Genomic DNA, 14,474 nt, shown 5'->3' with positions numbered 1-14,474 from the left:
TTTCCCAAACAATATTGTTTAGATTTGGTTGACGGTGAAAGAATTAGACTACCGTTTACTCGAACACTTCCAGGGATTAGTCAAACGAGGTTAACCTATGAAAATGAATGATCCATCCACCAGGGCGAAAGTGCGAAGTGTAGGAGCGATTGTACTCCTGTTCCTAACTACCGTCGGCTACGCCAACCACATCTTGATCCCGATGGACGATAAACAGTCTAATCACCTGAAAGCCTACGGGATTGCCTACTCAGTACTGAAAGATGGCCTGGATTTGGACTGGCTCCTCAATTACAGGGGGGGGAGCTATTTGATAAAGTACGTTTCTACAATCGAAAAGGAGTGCCGCGTGCGGGGGGTGACTTACGAGGTGATTTCTGACGCGAAGGCGGCGAATGTCCTCACCCAAATTGCCGTACCGGAAGTTAATATGGACGCTGTGAAGTTGCACAAAGCAGCCCGAATTGCGGTGTATTCACCGATTAAGATTGGCCCGGCCACCTTCGAGTATAACGACGCCGTACTGTTAGCCCTCAAATACGCCGAAATTCCCTTTGAGGTAGTTTATGACCAGGAGATTCTGGATGGCGACCTGGCTAAGTACGACTGGCTGCACCTGCACCACGAAGACTTTACGGGGCAGTTTGGCCGGAACCTGCGGCGAATGTCGCATGAGGATATTCAGGCGCAGGAAGACATTGCCAAAAAATTCGGCTATGCTAAGGTATCGCAGATGAAGCTGGCCGTGGCTAAAAGAATCAAGGAATTCTGTGCGGGTGGAGGGTACTTGTTTGCCATGTGTTCGGGGGCTGAGACGTTTGACATCGCTCTGGCCGCCGAGGGAGTCGATATTGTGGATTCGCAGTTCGACGGCGATGGTATTGAGCCGGGGGCGCAGTCGAAACTGGATTTCAGCCAGACTTTTGCCTTTGAGAACTTTGAACTACAACTGGAAAACGGCTACGGCGGAATGTGGTTTTCGGACATCAATGCCTCACTGGGTAGTTACGGCTTCGGTAGCAGCGACGATGTGTTCACCCTCTTTGACTTTTCAGCCAAATGGGACGTTATTCCGTCCATGTTGGTGCAGAACCACGAGTTTCAAATCCGCGAATTCAGCGGGCAAACTTCGGCTTTCACCAAGAAAACCGTAAAATCGAACGTACTGGTGATGGGCCAAAGCAAGTCGTCGGATCGATACCTCTACGGTGAAATTGGGGTAGGACAGTGGACTTTCTACGGCGGCCACGACCCTGAGGGGCGTCGCGGTGGCCACCGCATGGGAACGGATCTCAATCTTTACCCACACTCACCGGGTTATCGACTGATTCTTAACAATATTCTATTCCCTTCCGCAAAGAAGAAAAAAAGGAAAACGTAATTTAGTGGACAGTGGACAGTCAAGGAGTCTGACTAAAAAGCACTCTCAACTTTCCGTTCTCAACTTACTGAACTACTTCGGCTTTCAGCCTGATTGAATCGACTACTACTTTCTCGCGCTTTTCCTTCTTGCGGAAAAAGCCGCGCAGCAAGAAATTGTGTTGCAGGGCCTCCATACTCTCGTCCAGTTTTTCTGAACTACTTTCAAGATTTTGAATGGTAGTTTTAATGTCGTTGGCCGTGGCTTTGTCGCGCAGCAGTAAGCCCACGGCATTGTCGTTGTTCTTGGTCAAGTCGGTGGATAAATCCTGGGTCGTTTTCTTCAAACCTTCGACCATCGCGCGGGCGGTGTTAGCGGTTTCGCTGAGTTCAGCCACAGTAAGCCTTACTTTGCGCATGATAAGCGTGTCGGTGACGGCGTCGTTGGCCAGGCCGCCGGGTTTGTTGAGTTTGGCGGCGTAAGTATTCAACGAACTGGTCACGTTCTGCGCCTGACCCGCCGCCCGTTGCAAGGTCGCCATCGTCACTTCGATGTTTTTGTACAGTTGTTCGTCAGCCAGTAGTTTGCCAATCGAGCCCTCGCCCTTGCGAATCTTGCCGCTGATCTCCTTGAAATCGTCGGTGATGGCCAGGATGTTCTTATTGTTAGCTTGCAGCGTATTCATGATGTCCTGCTGGCTGTCTTCTTTCTTTACGCGCAGCACATCGCCGTCCTGAATCGGCTCGACTTTCGGCGTACCGCCTTCGATCACGACGATTTTATTGCCGATCAAACCATCGGAACTGATCTTGACCACCGCATCTTTTCGGATGTACTGCTGGGATTTTTCTTCGATGTTCAGCAATACCTCCACCTGAGAACTACCCACGAAGGAAATACCCTTGATCGTCCCGACCTTCACGCCAGAAAACCAAATGTTATTTCCTACTTGTAATCCGTTCACATCATCGAAAGTGGCTTTTGCGACGATCTTGGGAACAAAGGATTTCCGCATCCCGCCGATGATCATGATACCTACCACGAAAATGATCAGGCCAGCTAAAACCCATAAACCGACAGTCACGGCGCGTCTTTGGGGGTTGGGTGTTTTACTCATAGCTTTCTAGTTGACAGTGGACGGTTGACAGTTGACAGTGTGCCTATGACAACGCATCGACTTTTTTTGTACTTGAATGTAATTTTAAAATTTGGGAACTGTAACAGGTGATTTCAAACTACCCTTTGTGCCTTTGTGCCTTTGTGCCTTTGTGCCTTTGTGCCTTTGTGCCTTTGTGCCTTCGTGCCTTCGTGCCTTTGTCAGGCTGAGCGGAGCCGAAGCCCTCCTCACGCCTCATCATCCGTAAAATTATAATCGTAAAAACTCTTAATGCGCTCGTCGTCGCTGCTGAATACTTCGTCGAAAGTACCTTGTTTTACAAACTTTCCGTCTAATAGCATGGCCAACTTATCGCCTGTCATCTTGGCGCAGGTCAAGTCGTGGGTAATCAGAATCGAGGTCGTGCGGTATTTCTCCTTCACCTCGTTAATAAGTTCGTTGATCTCGATGCAGGTCGTGGGATCGAGTCCGGCGGTGGGTTCATCGTAAAGCATCACTTCGGGGTTCATGATGAGTGTCCGCGCGATGCCAATGCGCTTACGCTGCCCACCAGAGAGTTCGGCTGGCGACTGGTTGATGGCCGCCAACAAACCAACCGATTCCAACACTTCCTCCACCGAACTATTGATTTCTTTTCGGCTAAGGTTGCTCACGTTCCGCACTAAGGGAAATTCCAGGTTTTCGCGCACCGTCATACTATCGTAGAGCGCGCTGTTTTGAAATGAAAAGCCAATGCGTTTCCGTAGTTCCCGCAATTCTTTCTCATCGAGGTCACCGACTTCCTGGCCCAGTACTTTTACGCTGCCTCGGTCGAGTTTCAGCAGACCGGAGATTATTTTAATCAAAACTGATTTTCCCGTTCCTGAGCGGCCCAACACGACCACATTTTGCCCTTTCTCCACCTCCAGATTAACGCCCTGCAATACATGCAAATCACCGAACGATTTGTAAAGATCACGCACAGAAATCACGTTTTCCCCTTCCGGCAGAGTTTGGGTTTGCAAGCTTTCGGTTTGGTTCTTCATGATCTGCTTATCTAAACCAGTTGGTTACCTGCACAATGGCGACTTCCTCAATGAATATCAGGAACATGGAAAGTACCACGGCAGAGTTAGCCGCCCGACCCACGCCCTGCGTGCCGTTGCGGGCATTGTACCCTTTGTAACAGCCCACCATCCCGATCGTGAAACCGTAAGCGATGGCCTTAATAAGAGCGGAATTTATATCTAGAAAAGTGATTTGCTCAAAGGCGCTCTTGAAAAAAGCAATGATGTTGGTTTCCTCATTGAGCGTGACATCCAGAAAGGAGCCCATCAAACCGACAAATGCGCAGTAGAAAGAAAGGATGGGAATGCTAATGGTAGTAGCGATAACCCGCGTCACGACCAAAAATTTAAAGGGGTTCACGGCTGAAACCTCCATGGCATCAATTTGCTCGGTGACGCGCATAGAGCCTAATTCCGCCCCAATGCTTGAGCCTACCCTTCCCGCGCTGATGAGCGAGGTAATGAGCGGAGCCAATGCCCGCACGATGGCAATCGAAACCAGCGAAGGCAACCACGAGGTGGCCCCAAATTCCATAAGTGAAGGCCGCGACTGCTTGGTGAATACCATGCCCGTAATGAATCCTGTAAGTGAGATTAGCGGGAGCGACTTGTAGCCGATTTGATAGCACTGCTTGATGATTTCCTGGAATTCGGGACGTCCCCGAAAAAGCTCCCGAAAGAACTTAGCCATGAAAGTCCACCCTTCGTAAAAAACGAGGAGTTTCTCATCTATATTCTTGGAAATCAAAGTGTCTTTAGAACTTGAACTCATGCGACTCGGCGGGAGGGGAATCTTAGACTAGATTGGATTGACTCTTTATTATAAATAGTGTGCCAGTAATGGCTCAGGTCAGACGTAGCGTTCGCGCAGCATTCGCATCATGTAGGCATTGATGGCCCACTGATCAGCTACGGGCTGATTGGTATAGGGGACAGTCGGCAAGTAGTTTGGTGGCCCAAACTCTGTCAATATCGTCAACGGTTGGCCATTCTTCTTTTTCTCAGCCACTACGGCATCCCACCAACCCAGGTGCGCATCCACTGCTGCCTTCCATTCCGGGGCACGAGGGTCATTGACCTGAGGCCCCTCGGCGTGGCCGACTCGGGCGTGGATGTGTCCGGTGCGGCTGAGGGCCAGAGCGACGTTTTCCGGCTGGTTTTCAAGTAGCGACTCGTGGACATTGCACCAGTGCGAAATATCGAGCGTCAGGCGTAAAGCCGGATTTTGTTCGATAAAGTTCCGGGCGATGTGGGCCGCAAAAAGCATCCGGCTACGGTGAGTCTCGTGGTAGATCGGAATGCCGCTGCGCTCGGAAGCCTGCGTGGTGTAGTCGATAAATGCCTTGTTCTGCTCGTAGGTGAAGAAGTCGCGGCCGCTGTGGCAGTTGATGTACAGAGGTTTTATCTCCGTTTGGGATGTCGCACCGTCGATAGATTTCTTGAAAGAATCCAGATGCGTGGCGAAGTCAGTTTGGCCACCGCCGCAGAGAAAGCCCAATTCAAGGTCGTGTTTTTTCAAAGCCGAAAACATAGCCTTGCGGGCGTCGGCGTCGTTGTTCCACCAAAGTTCCAGGCCGTCGTAACCCTCTTTCTTGACAGCAGCGCAAAGTTCATTTACTGACCCCCGGTAACCCCAGTTGGTAGCCAGGATTTTGAGCGAATAGCCCGCGGCGGGAGTTACCACTGCGGGTACCATGGGCTGGTTCTCGAGACTGGCTGTACTGCCCAGATAGGGCGTGAGTCCGGCAGTAGCAAGCGCAGTATTTACGAAATCCCGGCGTTTCATTTAGTAGACATTAGGTAGCAGGCATTAGAAATTTTCGGATGTGTAGAGACACAAATCTACGAGGTTTTTGGTGATTGCTTTGAGATTTAGCGACAAATGCCGTACTTAGCCAACTGAGAGTTTGACTTCTATACATACATCTAAGAGGAAAGTGACAAAAATGTGTACAGAAGTAATCCCCTTAAATGCCCTATCTCGATCTAAAAACGCAACCGCTTGATTCTCAACAAGCGGCACACCTACTGCGACGGGCTACCTTTGGTCCAACGCCTTCCGAAATAACGAGTTTCGTCGGTCTGACACCCGCCCAGGCTGTCCAGGCGCTGCTGGACAACGTCAGCTATGTAAGTACCCCTCCGCCTCCCATAGAATTCGACGAAACGAAACCCAATGCTGGCCAGACGTATCTCGACAAGCCCTTCAACGGAGATCGGAACTTTTGGTTCGGGACTTACATAAAGTACTGGTGGATGGGGCAAATGGCGCGCCAAGATGTCCCGCCTTCGCTACTAGACAAGCTCACGCTTTTCTGGCAAAATCACTTTGTTACTACCCGTGAGGAGGTGGACGACTACCGCTTTTTGGATCGCTATCTACGTTTGCTTCGCGACAATGCCCTCGGGAATTTTCGTTTTTTGGTGGTAGCCATCACCAAGGATCCGGCGATGCTGCGCTATCTCAACGGTAATCAGAACAGAAAAGGTAGCCCTAACGAAAACTACGCCCGTGAGTTGCAGGAGCTTTTTACGGTAGGTAACAAGGATTTTGCTGGAAACAATAATTACACCGAAGACGATGTAAAGGCTGCTGCTCGCGCTCTTACAGGCTGGAATTACACCAATTTTTATAGCGAAGGTTCAACTAGTTTTGAAACTACTTTCACCTCAAACCGTCATGATACGACCGATAAAGCGTTTTCGTCGTATTATGGCAATACGGTAGTCGCCGGGCGCTCCGGGACCACAGCGGGCGACGACGAATTGAACGATTTGGTGACGATGCTTCTCGATCACCCCGAAACGCCGAAGTTCATCTGCCGAAAGCTTTACCGCTGGTACGTCAACCCCAACGTTACGCAAGATATCGAGGACAACGTTATTGTACCGCTTGCAACCTTTTTCAAGAGTCCGGGCAACGACTACGCTATTCTGCCTGTGGTCAAGAAACTCCTGACGAGCGATATTTTCTTTGATTCGGCCAATCGCGGTGCTATCGTAAAATCACCCGCCGAATTGATGATCGGTTCTATCCGATTTTTTGAGCAGCCCGTCCCGAACATGATGACTGACTACGTAGCCTTTCGTAAACTGATGGAATTCTTCCACTGGAATATGAACGATATGCAGCTTCAGGTACTCGACCAATCGTCGGTTTTTGGGTACGACCCATATTACCAGCCAGGGTATTCTGCCAACTGGGTGAACACTACCACGCTTGCCTTGCGCAGCAACTTCACCGATGCCCTCATCTGGCGTTGGTTCGAGGTGAAGCCCGGTTACCAACTGGGCATCGACCTCTTGGCATGGGTAAGTTCGATGCAGCCGAACTTTTCGGATCTGAATACTCCCGCTATCCCCTGCGAAACGGTGCTGGACGGTTTTCTTGAAAATCTTTTTGCTACCGATCTTTTTCCGGCCCAAAAAGAATTTCTGATCGATACGATCATGATGATGGGATTCAGCCGCACTACCTGGCTCTTCGAGTGGAATGCTTACCGTGCCGACCCCAACGACGAAGACAAACAAAACACCATCCTCTGGCGCACCCGCTCCCTCATGCGGTATCTGCTGCGGATGGCGGAGTATCACGTTTTTTAATTTTGAATTGGTGAATGTCGGACGGGGTCGCCCGTGCGATTAGTAAATAAAAAGGCGTCAGCCATATTCACTAATTCCGACATCGCCGGGCGACCCCGTCCAACATTCACTAATTGTTTTCAAGATGAAAAGAAGAGACTTTCTTGCAGCGGCGGCTTCCACTATGGTGCTGCCCATGACTTTGGACGGCTTTGGTGTGAAGGCACTGGGCCGGAATTCGGCGCTGGTGCGTTCGCTGATGCAGACGGGCGCGGCCTATCAGGATCGGGTGCTGGTCATCGTCTATCTGAACGGCGGTAACGACGGGCTGAATACCGTGATTCCACGCGATCAGTTCCCGGCCTATATGAATTTACGCAGCGACATCGCTATTCCCGAAAACGAAGTACTGCCACTGGCAGGTAACGATGCCACGGGGTTGCATCCTAATCTGACGGGACTACAAGCCCTGTACAATGAGGGGGAACTCTCCATCATTCATTCGGTGTCGTACCCCAATCCCAGCCGCTCGCACTTTCGCTCGACGGATATCCTGATGACCGCCGTGGACGCCGACCAAACCGAAAATAGCGGCTGGGCGGGGCGCTACCTCGAAGACCGCTTCCCCGGCTACCCGGCGCAGTACCCTACCGCCGAAATGGAAGACCCGCTGGCGATCCAGATTGGCTATCTGACCTCAACCACCCTGCTTGGCAGTCAGCAGTCGATGGGCATTGCCATCAACGATCCCGACAACTTTTACGCCCTCGTCAGCGCCGAATTCGAGCCCCTGGCGGGGAATCTGCCCTGCTGCGACGCGGGCGAATTGATTGCTCATGTCCGCAAGCAGCAAGTACTCTCCATCGGCTACGCGGCGGAGATCAAGCAAGCCGCCGACGCGGGAGCCAATCTTGCCACCTACCCGCCCAAATCAGCAAAAAACTCTCTGGCCGAGCAATTGAAGATCGTTTCCCGGCTGGTTCACGGTGGCCTGAAAACCAAGATTTACTTTGTCTCGCTGAATGGTTTCGATACCCACGCCGGACAGGTCGATTACTCGGACAATACCGAAGGCAAACACGCCAAGCTGTTAGACAAGCTTTCCACAGCTATTTCTACGTTCCAGCAGGATCTGAAACTACAAGGCATCGAGGATAAGGTAGTTGGTATGACCTTCTCGGACTTTGGTCGCCGTGCGACCCCGAATGCCTCCAAAGGCACCGACCACGGCGTGGGCGGGCCGATGTTCGTCTTCGGTACGGCCGTCAAGCGACAAACGGTGGGGGTGAATCCTGACCTGACCAATGGCTTGTTACCCGTGAACCCCATGCCCTGGGAAACCGACCGCGACATCGCCATGCAGATCGACTTCCGGCGTGTCTATACCGATGTGCTCAACGATTGGTTCGGCGCGACGACTACCAAAACAGATCAGCACCTTTTCGGGCATTTTGATACTATTTCGCTTTTCTCAGATGTCATCGAGACGGTCGCCTCCGGCAATTGGAACGACAACAACGTGTGGACGGCGGGTCGCCCGCCCTTTGCCAACGAGTACGTCCGCATCAACACGGGCCACGCCGTGCAGGTCAATGGGCCCATCACGGTTAGAAACATTCAAATGAACGGGAATTTGAATTTTACGGGTAGCTTTGGGCTGAATATTACGGGGTAGTTTTGAGCGTGAGGGCGTTCTTTTAGTACGGCCAGGGAACGCCGTCACATCACCACTATCCACGCTAGCACGCAAATACGCCTCAACTACCATCATTCATGTTCGCTTCTCTTTACAAATTTCTCGGCTGGAAAGTCATTGGCCAACCACCCTATGACATTAAAAAAGCAATATGGGTAGGCGCGCCGCATCACTCTAACTGGGATTTATTCATCAGCATCGGAGCGCGGGCAGAAATGAAGTTCAACATCAGTTTTTTGGCCAAAAAAGAAATTTTCCAATGGTACTCTGGTTGGTTTTTTCGGGCACTGGGCGGTCAGCCTGTGGATCGAAGCAAAGCCAATAATCTCGTGGATGCTGTCGTGGACATTTTTCAAGAAAATGAAGCCATGCATATCGCCATCACTCCCGAAGGTACCCGCGACGACGTCAGTACTTTGAAACGTGGTTTTTACTTTATGGCCCTCAAAGCTAAGGTACCACTCATTCTGGTCGGCTTCGACTATCCCCGAAAAGCCTTCGTGGTCCGTGAGCCACTCTACCTTACGGGTGATTACCAGGCAGACATGCGGGCGTTTTATGATTTTTACCTTACAATTCAAGGTCCCCGGAAAACATGGCTCAAAAGTTACGTGCAAACGGGCGAAATTCCGGCTTAATACTGAAAATTTTACTTTCCTGAAACCATCGGTTCGTTTCTTGTTTCGAATCCACGTATATTTGAGCCAATCACCCAATTATAACGTTCGGATTTAGGTGCGGGAAGAAGTTTTTGAGAGAGAGAATGAATTCGAGAGACGAAAAGCCGCTACGCTGTGGTTTTTCCTTATGCCGCACAGGCTGTTTCGTGCCCCAACCTTTTCCTGTTTTCAATGTTTTCGGCTTTACTTTCCGGAACGCTGTTTTGCCATCCCCTGCTTTTAGAAAGAACATACAATGAATCACGATATAGCCATTGATTTAGGCACCGCTAACTTTTTGATTGTTCACCAAAATGAAATCGTAGTCGATCAGCCATCCGTCGTGGCTTTCGATCGTCTGACCAACAAAATGCTGGCCGTAGGCAATGAGGCCATGCAGATGGAAGGGAAAACCCACGATAACATTCGTACCGTCAGGCCGTTGCAAGGCGGCGTTATCGCCGACTACAACGCGGCCGAGATGATGATCCGTGGCATGATGGCGATGGTGGGCCTGCGCCGCAGTTTTTTCAAACCCTTCATCCGCATGGTAGTTTGCATCCCTTCGGGGATCACCGAAGTGGAAAAACGTGCCGTGGAAGACTCCGCCGAAACGCTGGGCGCACGCCGCTTGTACCTCATTCACGAACCCATCGCCGCCGCCGTCGGCATTGGTCTGAATGTAGAAGAACCAGAGGGCAACATGGTCGTGGACATTGGCGGCGGTACTACCGAAATTGCGCTGATCGCTTCCAGCGGCATCATCTGCAACCAGTCGGTGCGGGTGGCGGGCAATACGCTCGACGCCGACATCGAGCTTTACATCCGCAACGAATACCATCTGCTTATCGGGCAGCCCACCGCCGAGCGCATCAAGCACAGCATCGGCGCGGCCCTGACCGACCTGCCCGAATCACGCAGGGAGTATGAGGTGAAAGGCCGCGATCTGCTGACGGGCATGCCTAAACAGATTATCGTCACCCAAGCTGAAATCGCGCATTGTCTTGATAAATCACTGACCAAGATAGAGGAATCGGTCATGAAACTCCTGGAAGAAATGCCTCCCGAACTGGCGGGCGATATTTTCCAGCGTGGGATGTACCTCTCGGGTGGCGGCGCGCTGCTGCACGGCCTGGATCGCCGTCTTTCCAAGAAAACCCACCTGAACGTTCACGTGGTCGAAGAGCCGTTAAAAACGGTAGCAAGAGGTGCTGGCCTGACATTGAACAACATCGAACGGGCGGGGTACCTTATCAAATAATTTTGAATGAGTGAATTAATGAATAGAGTGCTTTTTGGCGAAAGCAATATTCTCTCATCCTCTCATTCTCTCATTCAACATTGACACTATCTCCGCTCCGGCGCGTTGAGAAGCGCCGGACTTTCCTACTTTTTCTTGCAGGGTATTGTAGTCGGCCTCGATACGCTTTCTTTTTTTGCCATTGGGCAGGATGGCTCCAAGTTCGGCAGTCAGGTTTTCCTGAGAAAAATCGGCTTGAATCAATTCTTTGACAGCTTCCTTTTCCATAATCAGGTTGACCAGCGAGATGAACGGTACCCGGATGAGACTTTTGGCAATTGCATAAGACACGCCGCTTGTACGGTAGCAAACTACCTCCGGCACGGAAAACAGGGCTGTTTCCAGCGTTGCCGTTCCCGATGCTACCAAGGCGGCTTCGGCGACCGATAGCAAGTCGTAGGTAGCTTCAAAGACAACGGTGACGCGCGGTAAATTTTGGTACTTTTCGTAGAGTGAATCCGGAAGCGAATTCACGCCCGCTACTACGAATTCGTACTCAGGAAAAGATTCTTTGACGCTCAGCATCGTGTCCAGCATCCCGATTACTTCCTGCCTTCGGCTACCGGGCAGGAGGGCGATTATTTTTTTGTTTTCAAGATTATTTTTTTTAGAGAAATCAGGATCGGGAGTGAAAGTCTCAATCGCGTCCATGAGTGGATTTCCTACGTAGCTGACATCGTAGTCGTATTTTTTGTAGAAATCTACCTCAAAGGGAAAGATAACGAACATTCGATCCACGGTAGCCTTGATCTTCCAGGCCCGCTTTTGGTTCCAGGCCCACACCTTTGGCGAGATGTAGTAGCAGACTTTAATTCCGCGCTTTTTGGCAAAAGCCGACATGCGTAGATTGAAGCCGGGGTAGTCGATCAGAATCAGGACATCAGGCTGATATTCCAGAATGTCTTTCTTGCACTTTTTCAGGAAACTCAGAATCGTAAAGAGATTCTTCGCCACTTCAAGAAATCCCATAAAGGCCATGTCCGTGTAGTGCGTGACGAGCGTCGCACCCTGTGCTTGCATGAGATCGCCGCCCCAGGCGCGGAACGCTGCGTCGGAGTCGTGCTGGTGGATGCCTTTCATAAGGTTGGCACCGTGCAGGTCGCCCGAGCGTTCACCAGCGATGAGGTAGTACTTCATTCGCCGTAATATTCCACGAAGTTCTTGGGCGTCTCGACCAGCTTGATGTAGTGCAGCCGGGCATTGGGGGCTTTTTCCGCGATGGGCGGGGCCAGTAGTTTCCAGATTTCCATCACGAAAATCTCGCAGGAAGCCATTTTGCCCGCCATGAAATCTACGTCCAGGTTCAGGTTTTTGTGATCCACTTTGTCGATAACGCGCTGCTTGATCAAGTCGCCCAGTACCTTCAAATCAATGACGAAACCCGTCTCGGGATCGGGCACGCCTTTCACGGTCACCATCAGCTCGAAGTTATGGCCGTGGTAGTTCAAATTGGCGCACGGCCCGAACACCGCCCGGTTTTTCTCGTCCGACCAGTTAGGGTTGTGCAGCCGATGCGCCGCGTTAAAATGCTCTTTTCGGGTAACGTAAACCACTTTTTCAGTTGACGGTTGACAATTGACGGTGGACAGTTGCTTCGCCTGACCATCTCATTTTAAATGCAAAAATACGGTTTGTTTGGAAAGGAGGGGAGCAATGTGATTAACTTTACAACTTTTTAAGTAGTATCATCAGTTGTCGGACAATAACATTGTCAACTGTCAACTGTCAACTGTCAACCCAATGATTGTAGTAACAGGTGCCGCGGGCTTCATTGGAAGCTGCCTGGTCAGCAAACTGAACCAGGAAGGCTTTAATTTCATCATCGCTGTCGATGACTTTTCCAAAATCGAAAAGGCCGATAATCTGGAAGGCAAGACCATTCAGGAGCGCGTCGAGCGCAGCGAATTCTTCGGCTGGCTGGATAAAAACCAGGAAGAGGTCGAATTTATCTTTCACATCGGGGCCCGCACGGACACGACGGAGTTCGACCGTGCCATTTTTGACGAGTTGAATGTCGAATACTCTAAGGAAATCTGGCGGCGTTGTGTCAATTACCAAATCCCGTTGGTCTATGCTTCTTCGGCGGCGACTTACGGCCTCGGCGAATTGGGATACGTCGATGATGAGTCCCAAATCCCGCAACTTCAACCCCTTAATGCCTACGGCGACTCCAAGAATGAGTTCGATATCTGGGCGTTGCAGCAGGAAAAGAAGCCGTTTTTCTGGGCCGGCTTGAAGTTTTTTAACATCTACGGCCCTAATGAGTACCACAAGGGTCGCATGGCGTCGGTGATCTTCCACGCCTACCACCAGATTAAGGATACCGGAAAGATGAAGCTTTTCCGCTCACATAATCCTGATTTCAAGGACGGCGAGCAGATGCGTGACTTCGTATATGTCAAGGATTTGCTGGACGTCTGCCTGTTCCTGATGAATCATCGTAAAAACTCTGGCATCTACAACCTCGGCAGTGGGCAGGCGCGGACGTTCAAAGACTTAGTGGCAAACACTTTCCAGGCCATGCAGATCGGCCCCATCGTGGAGTACATCGACACGCCCGAAGACATTCGCGATAAGTACCAGTACTTCACTGAGGCGTCGATGGACAAACTGCGTTCCATCGGGTACGCACAGCCTTTCCATTCGTTGGAAGCAGGAATTGAAGACTACGTGACAAACTACCTGGTTCCAGGGGCGTACTATTGAGATTTTGCTTTTTTATTCCAGAACGAAAATTCTTATATTTGGTAAAAACTGCAAATTATGGCTGCTGCCACAACTACCGTCTTTTCCCAAGAGGAATACTTCGAGATTCTTGAAAAATCCGAAGTCAAACTCGAATACCGCGCCGGGGAAATTTACACCATGTGGGGCGAACCTATCGAGGAGCGCGACGGCCAACTAGTGACAGCAGAATCAGGATTGCCACTTTTTCCGCCCAACAACGACATCATGGCGGTGTCGGGGGCAAAGCCTCCGCATAATATTATCGCTGCGAACTTGATAGGCGAGTTTTTTGACTGTTTGAAAAGGCAAGGCTGCTACGTGTACAGCAGCGACCAACTGGTTCGTATTGAGGCATGTGATCGAAATGCTTTTCCTGATCTTGCCATTGTATGCGAAGAACCTAAATACACAAAAACCAAGCAGGGACTAGACGCGCTGACCAATCCTTACATAGTTATCGAAATCCTTTCCAAAAGTACCGAATCCTACGACCGTGGTGAAAAATACGAATGCTACCAGACATTGGAAAGTCTGAAAGAGTACGTACTAGTTTCAACCAAGAAAAGAAAGATTGAGGTTTTTGCCCGAAACACACCGCACGAATGGACGCTGCGTATTTACGATGAGGAAAATCCACTTGTTAAAATCGGAGATTGTGAGATCGAGTTAGCTGATATTTATCGCATGGTGAGTTTGGAAACAGCTAGTTGAGGCACATTTTTTGTAAGCCGTTTTACATGATGTAAGCTGTATTAGCTTATCTAATAGACGAAGATCGAGGAAGAGAGGTTTATGATTTGGAAAAACACACTAAACAGCCTGCTGGCCCTTTTGGTCATTATGGCCTTAATGGGATGGAATGTAAAGGAAGAGACGGAGCCAACGCCTTCGGAGCAACTGATTGGCTTCTGTCAGCAATTTGAGCAAATCCAGATAGACATCCGGGAGTGTAACGTCAGTCCTGACTCGGCGGCGCGGGCGTTTCAG

At 50.5% G+C, this 14,474-nt stretch carries 13 protein-coding genes and 1 pseudogene; 8 read left to right on the top strand and 6 right to left on the bottom strand.

What is annotated here, in order from left to right; genetic code table 11:
• Positions 1-103: 103 nt before the first annotated feature.
• On the top strand, positions 104-1,381 hold the full coding sequence (locus ACEW8P_RS11295; protein WP_373513184.1) for an asparagine synthetase B: 1,278 nt from the start codon (positions 104-106) through the stop codon (positions 1,379-1,381).
• Between the two features lie 64 nt (positions 1,382-1,445).
• On the opposite strand, the gene ACEW8P_RS11290 is transcribed toward ACEW8P_RS11295, so the two are convergent.
• From ACEW8P_RS11290 to ACEW8P_RS11275, 4 genes are all read right to left on the bottom strand, one after another.
• A complete protein-coding gene (locus tag ACEW8P_RS11290) occupies positions 1,446-2,477 on the bottom strand; it encodes an MlaD family protein (RefSeq protein WP_373513183.1) in 1,032 nt (343 codons plus the stop codon).
• A 227-nt stretch (positions 2,478-2,704) separates the two neighbouring features.
• The gene (locus ACEW8P_RS11285) at positions 2,705-3,502 is read right to left on the bottom strand and encodes an ABC transporter ATP-binding protein (RefSeq protein ID WP_373513182.1); all 798 of its coding nucleotides are present in this window, start codon (positions 3,500-3,502) and stop codon (positions 2,705-2,707) included.
• Between the two features lie 7 nt (positions 3,503-3,509).
• A complete protein-coding gene (locus ACEW8P_RS11280) occupies positions 3,510-4,295 on the bottom strand; it encodes an MlaE family ABC transporter permease (RefSeq protein WP_373513181.1) in 786 nt (261 codons plus the stop codon).
• Between the two features lie 78 nt (positions 4,296-4,373).
• On the bottom strand, positions 4,374-5,309 hold the full coding sequence (locus tag ACEW8P_RS11275) for a sugar phosphate isomerase/epimerase family protein (protein WP_373513180.1): 936 nt from the start codon (positions 5,307-5,309) through the stop codon (positions 4,374-4,376).
• A gap of 185 nt (positions 5,310-5,494) precedes the next feature.
• Between ACEW8P_RS11275 and ACEW8P_RS11270 the strand changes: the two genes are divergently transcribed.
• The 4 genes from ACEW8P_RS11270 (at position 5,495) to ACEW8P_RS11255 (ending at position 10,721) form a co-directional block, all read left to right on the top strand.
• Positions 5,495-7,126 carry a DUF1800 family protein gene (locus ACEW8P_RS11270; RefSeq protein WP_373513179.1) on the top strand — a complete coding sequence of 544 codons (1,632 nt, stop codon included), beginning with the start codon at positions 5,495-5,497 and terminating at the stop codon, positions 7,124-7,126.
• A gap of 124 nt (positions 7,127-7,250) precedes the next feature.
• The gene (locus ACEW8P_RS11265; RefSeq protein ID WP_373513178.1) at positions 7,251-8,780 is read left to right on the top strand and encodes a DUF1501 domain-containing protein; all 1,530 of its coding nucleotides are present in this window, start codon (positions 7,251-7,253) and stop codon (positions 8,778-8,780) included.
• Positions 8,781-8,878: 98 nt separating this feature from the next.
• Positions 8,879-9,439: a 1-acyl-sn-glycerol-3-phosphate acyltransferase gene (locus ACEW8P_RS11260; protein WP_373513177.1), complete on the top strand. Its 561-nt coding sequence runs from the start codon at positions 8,879-8,881 to the stop codon at positions 9,437-9,439.
• A gap of 277 nt (positions 9,440-9,716) precedes the next feature.
• Complete coding sequence (locus ACEW8P_RS11255; RefSeq protein WP_373513176.1) at positions 9,717-10,721, top strand: rod shape-determining protein; 1,005 nt, start codon at positions 9,717-9,719, stop codon at positions 10,719-10,721.
• A 54-nt stretch (positions 10,722-10,775) separates the two neighbouring features.
• Here ACEW8P_RS11255 and lpxB read toward each other — a convergent pair whose 3' ends face one another.
• Both lpxB and ACEW8P_RS11245 read right to left on the bottom strand, forming a co-directional pair.
• Positions 10,776-11,897 (bottom strand): lipid-A-disaccharide synthase, encoded by a 1,122-nt coding sequence (gene lpxB / locus ACEW8P_RS11250; RefSeq protein WP_373513175.1) that lies wholly within the window; start codon positions 11,895-11,897, stop codon positions 10,776-10,778.
• Positions 11,894-12,313, bottom strand: coding sequence for a 6-pyruvoyl tetrahydropterin synthase family protein (locus ACEW8P_RS11245; protein ID WP_373513174.1), 420 nt, complete (start codon positions 12,311-12,313; stop codon positions 11,894-11,896). The genes lpxB and ACEW8P_RS11245 overlap by 4 nt, the downstream gene beginning before the upstream one ends.
• A gap of 187 nt (positions 12,314-12,500) precedes the next feature.
• On the opposite strand from ACEW8P_RS11245, the gene rfaD reads away from it, so the two are divergent.
• From rfaD to ACEW8P_RS11230, 3 genes and pseudogenes are all read left to right on the top strand, one after another.
• Positions 12,501-13,466: an ADP-glyceromanno-heptose 6-epimerase gene (rfaD, locus tag ACEW8P_RS11240; RefSeq protein WP_373513173.1), complete on the top strand. Its 966-nt coding sequence runs from the start codon at positions 12,501-12,503 to the stop codon at positions 13,464-13,466.
• Positions 13,467-13,523: 57 nt separating this feature from the next.
• The gene (locus ACEW8P_RS11235) at positions 13,524-14,198 is read left to right on the top strand and encodes a Uma2 family endonuclease (protein WP_373513172.1); all 675 of its coding nucleotides are present in this window, start codon (positions 13,524-13,526) and stop codon (positions 14,196-14,198) included.
• A gap of 81 nt (positions 14,199-14,279) precedes the next feature.
• Positions 14,280-14,474 (top strand): annotated as a pseudogene (locus ACEW8P_RS11230) (hypothetical protein); the annotation flags it as partial.

The sequence above is a fragment of the Persicitalea sp. genome (assembly GCF_041751555.1).
In the GTDB taxonomy this organism is placed as follows: Bacteria; Bacteroidota; Bacteroidia; order Cytophagales; family Spirosomataceae; genus Persicitalea.
Note: the sequence above shows the minus strand (reverse complement) of the source record. Positions and strands in the feature narration are given on the sequence as shown.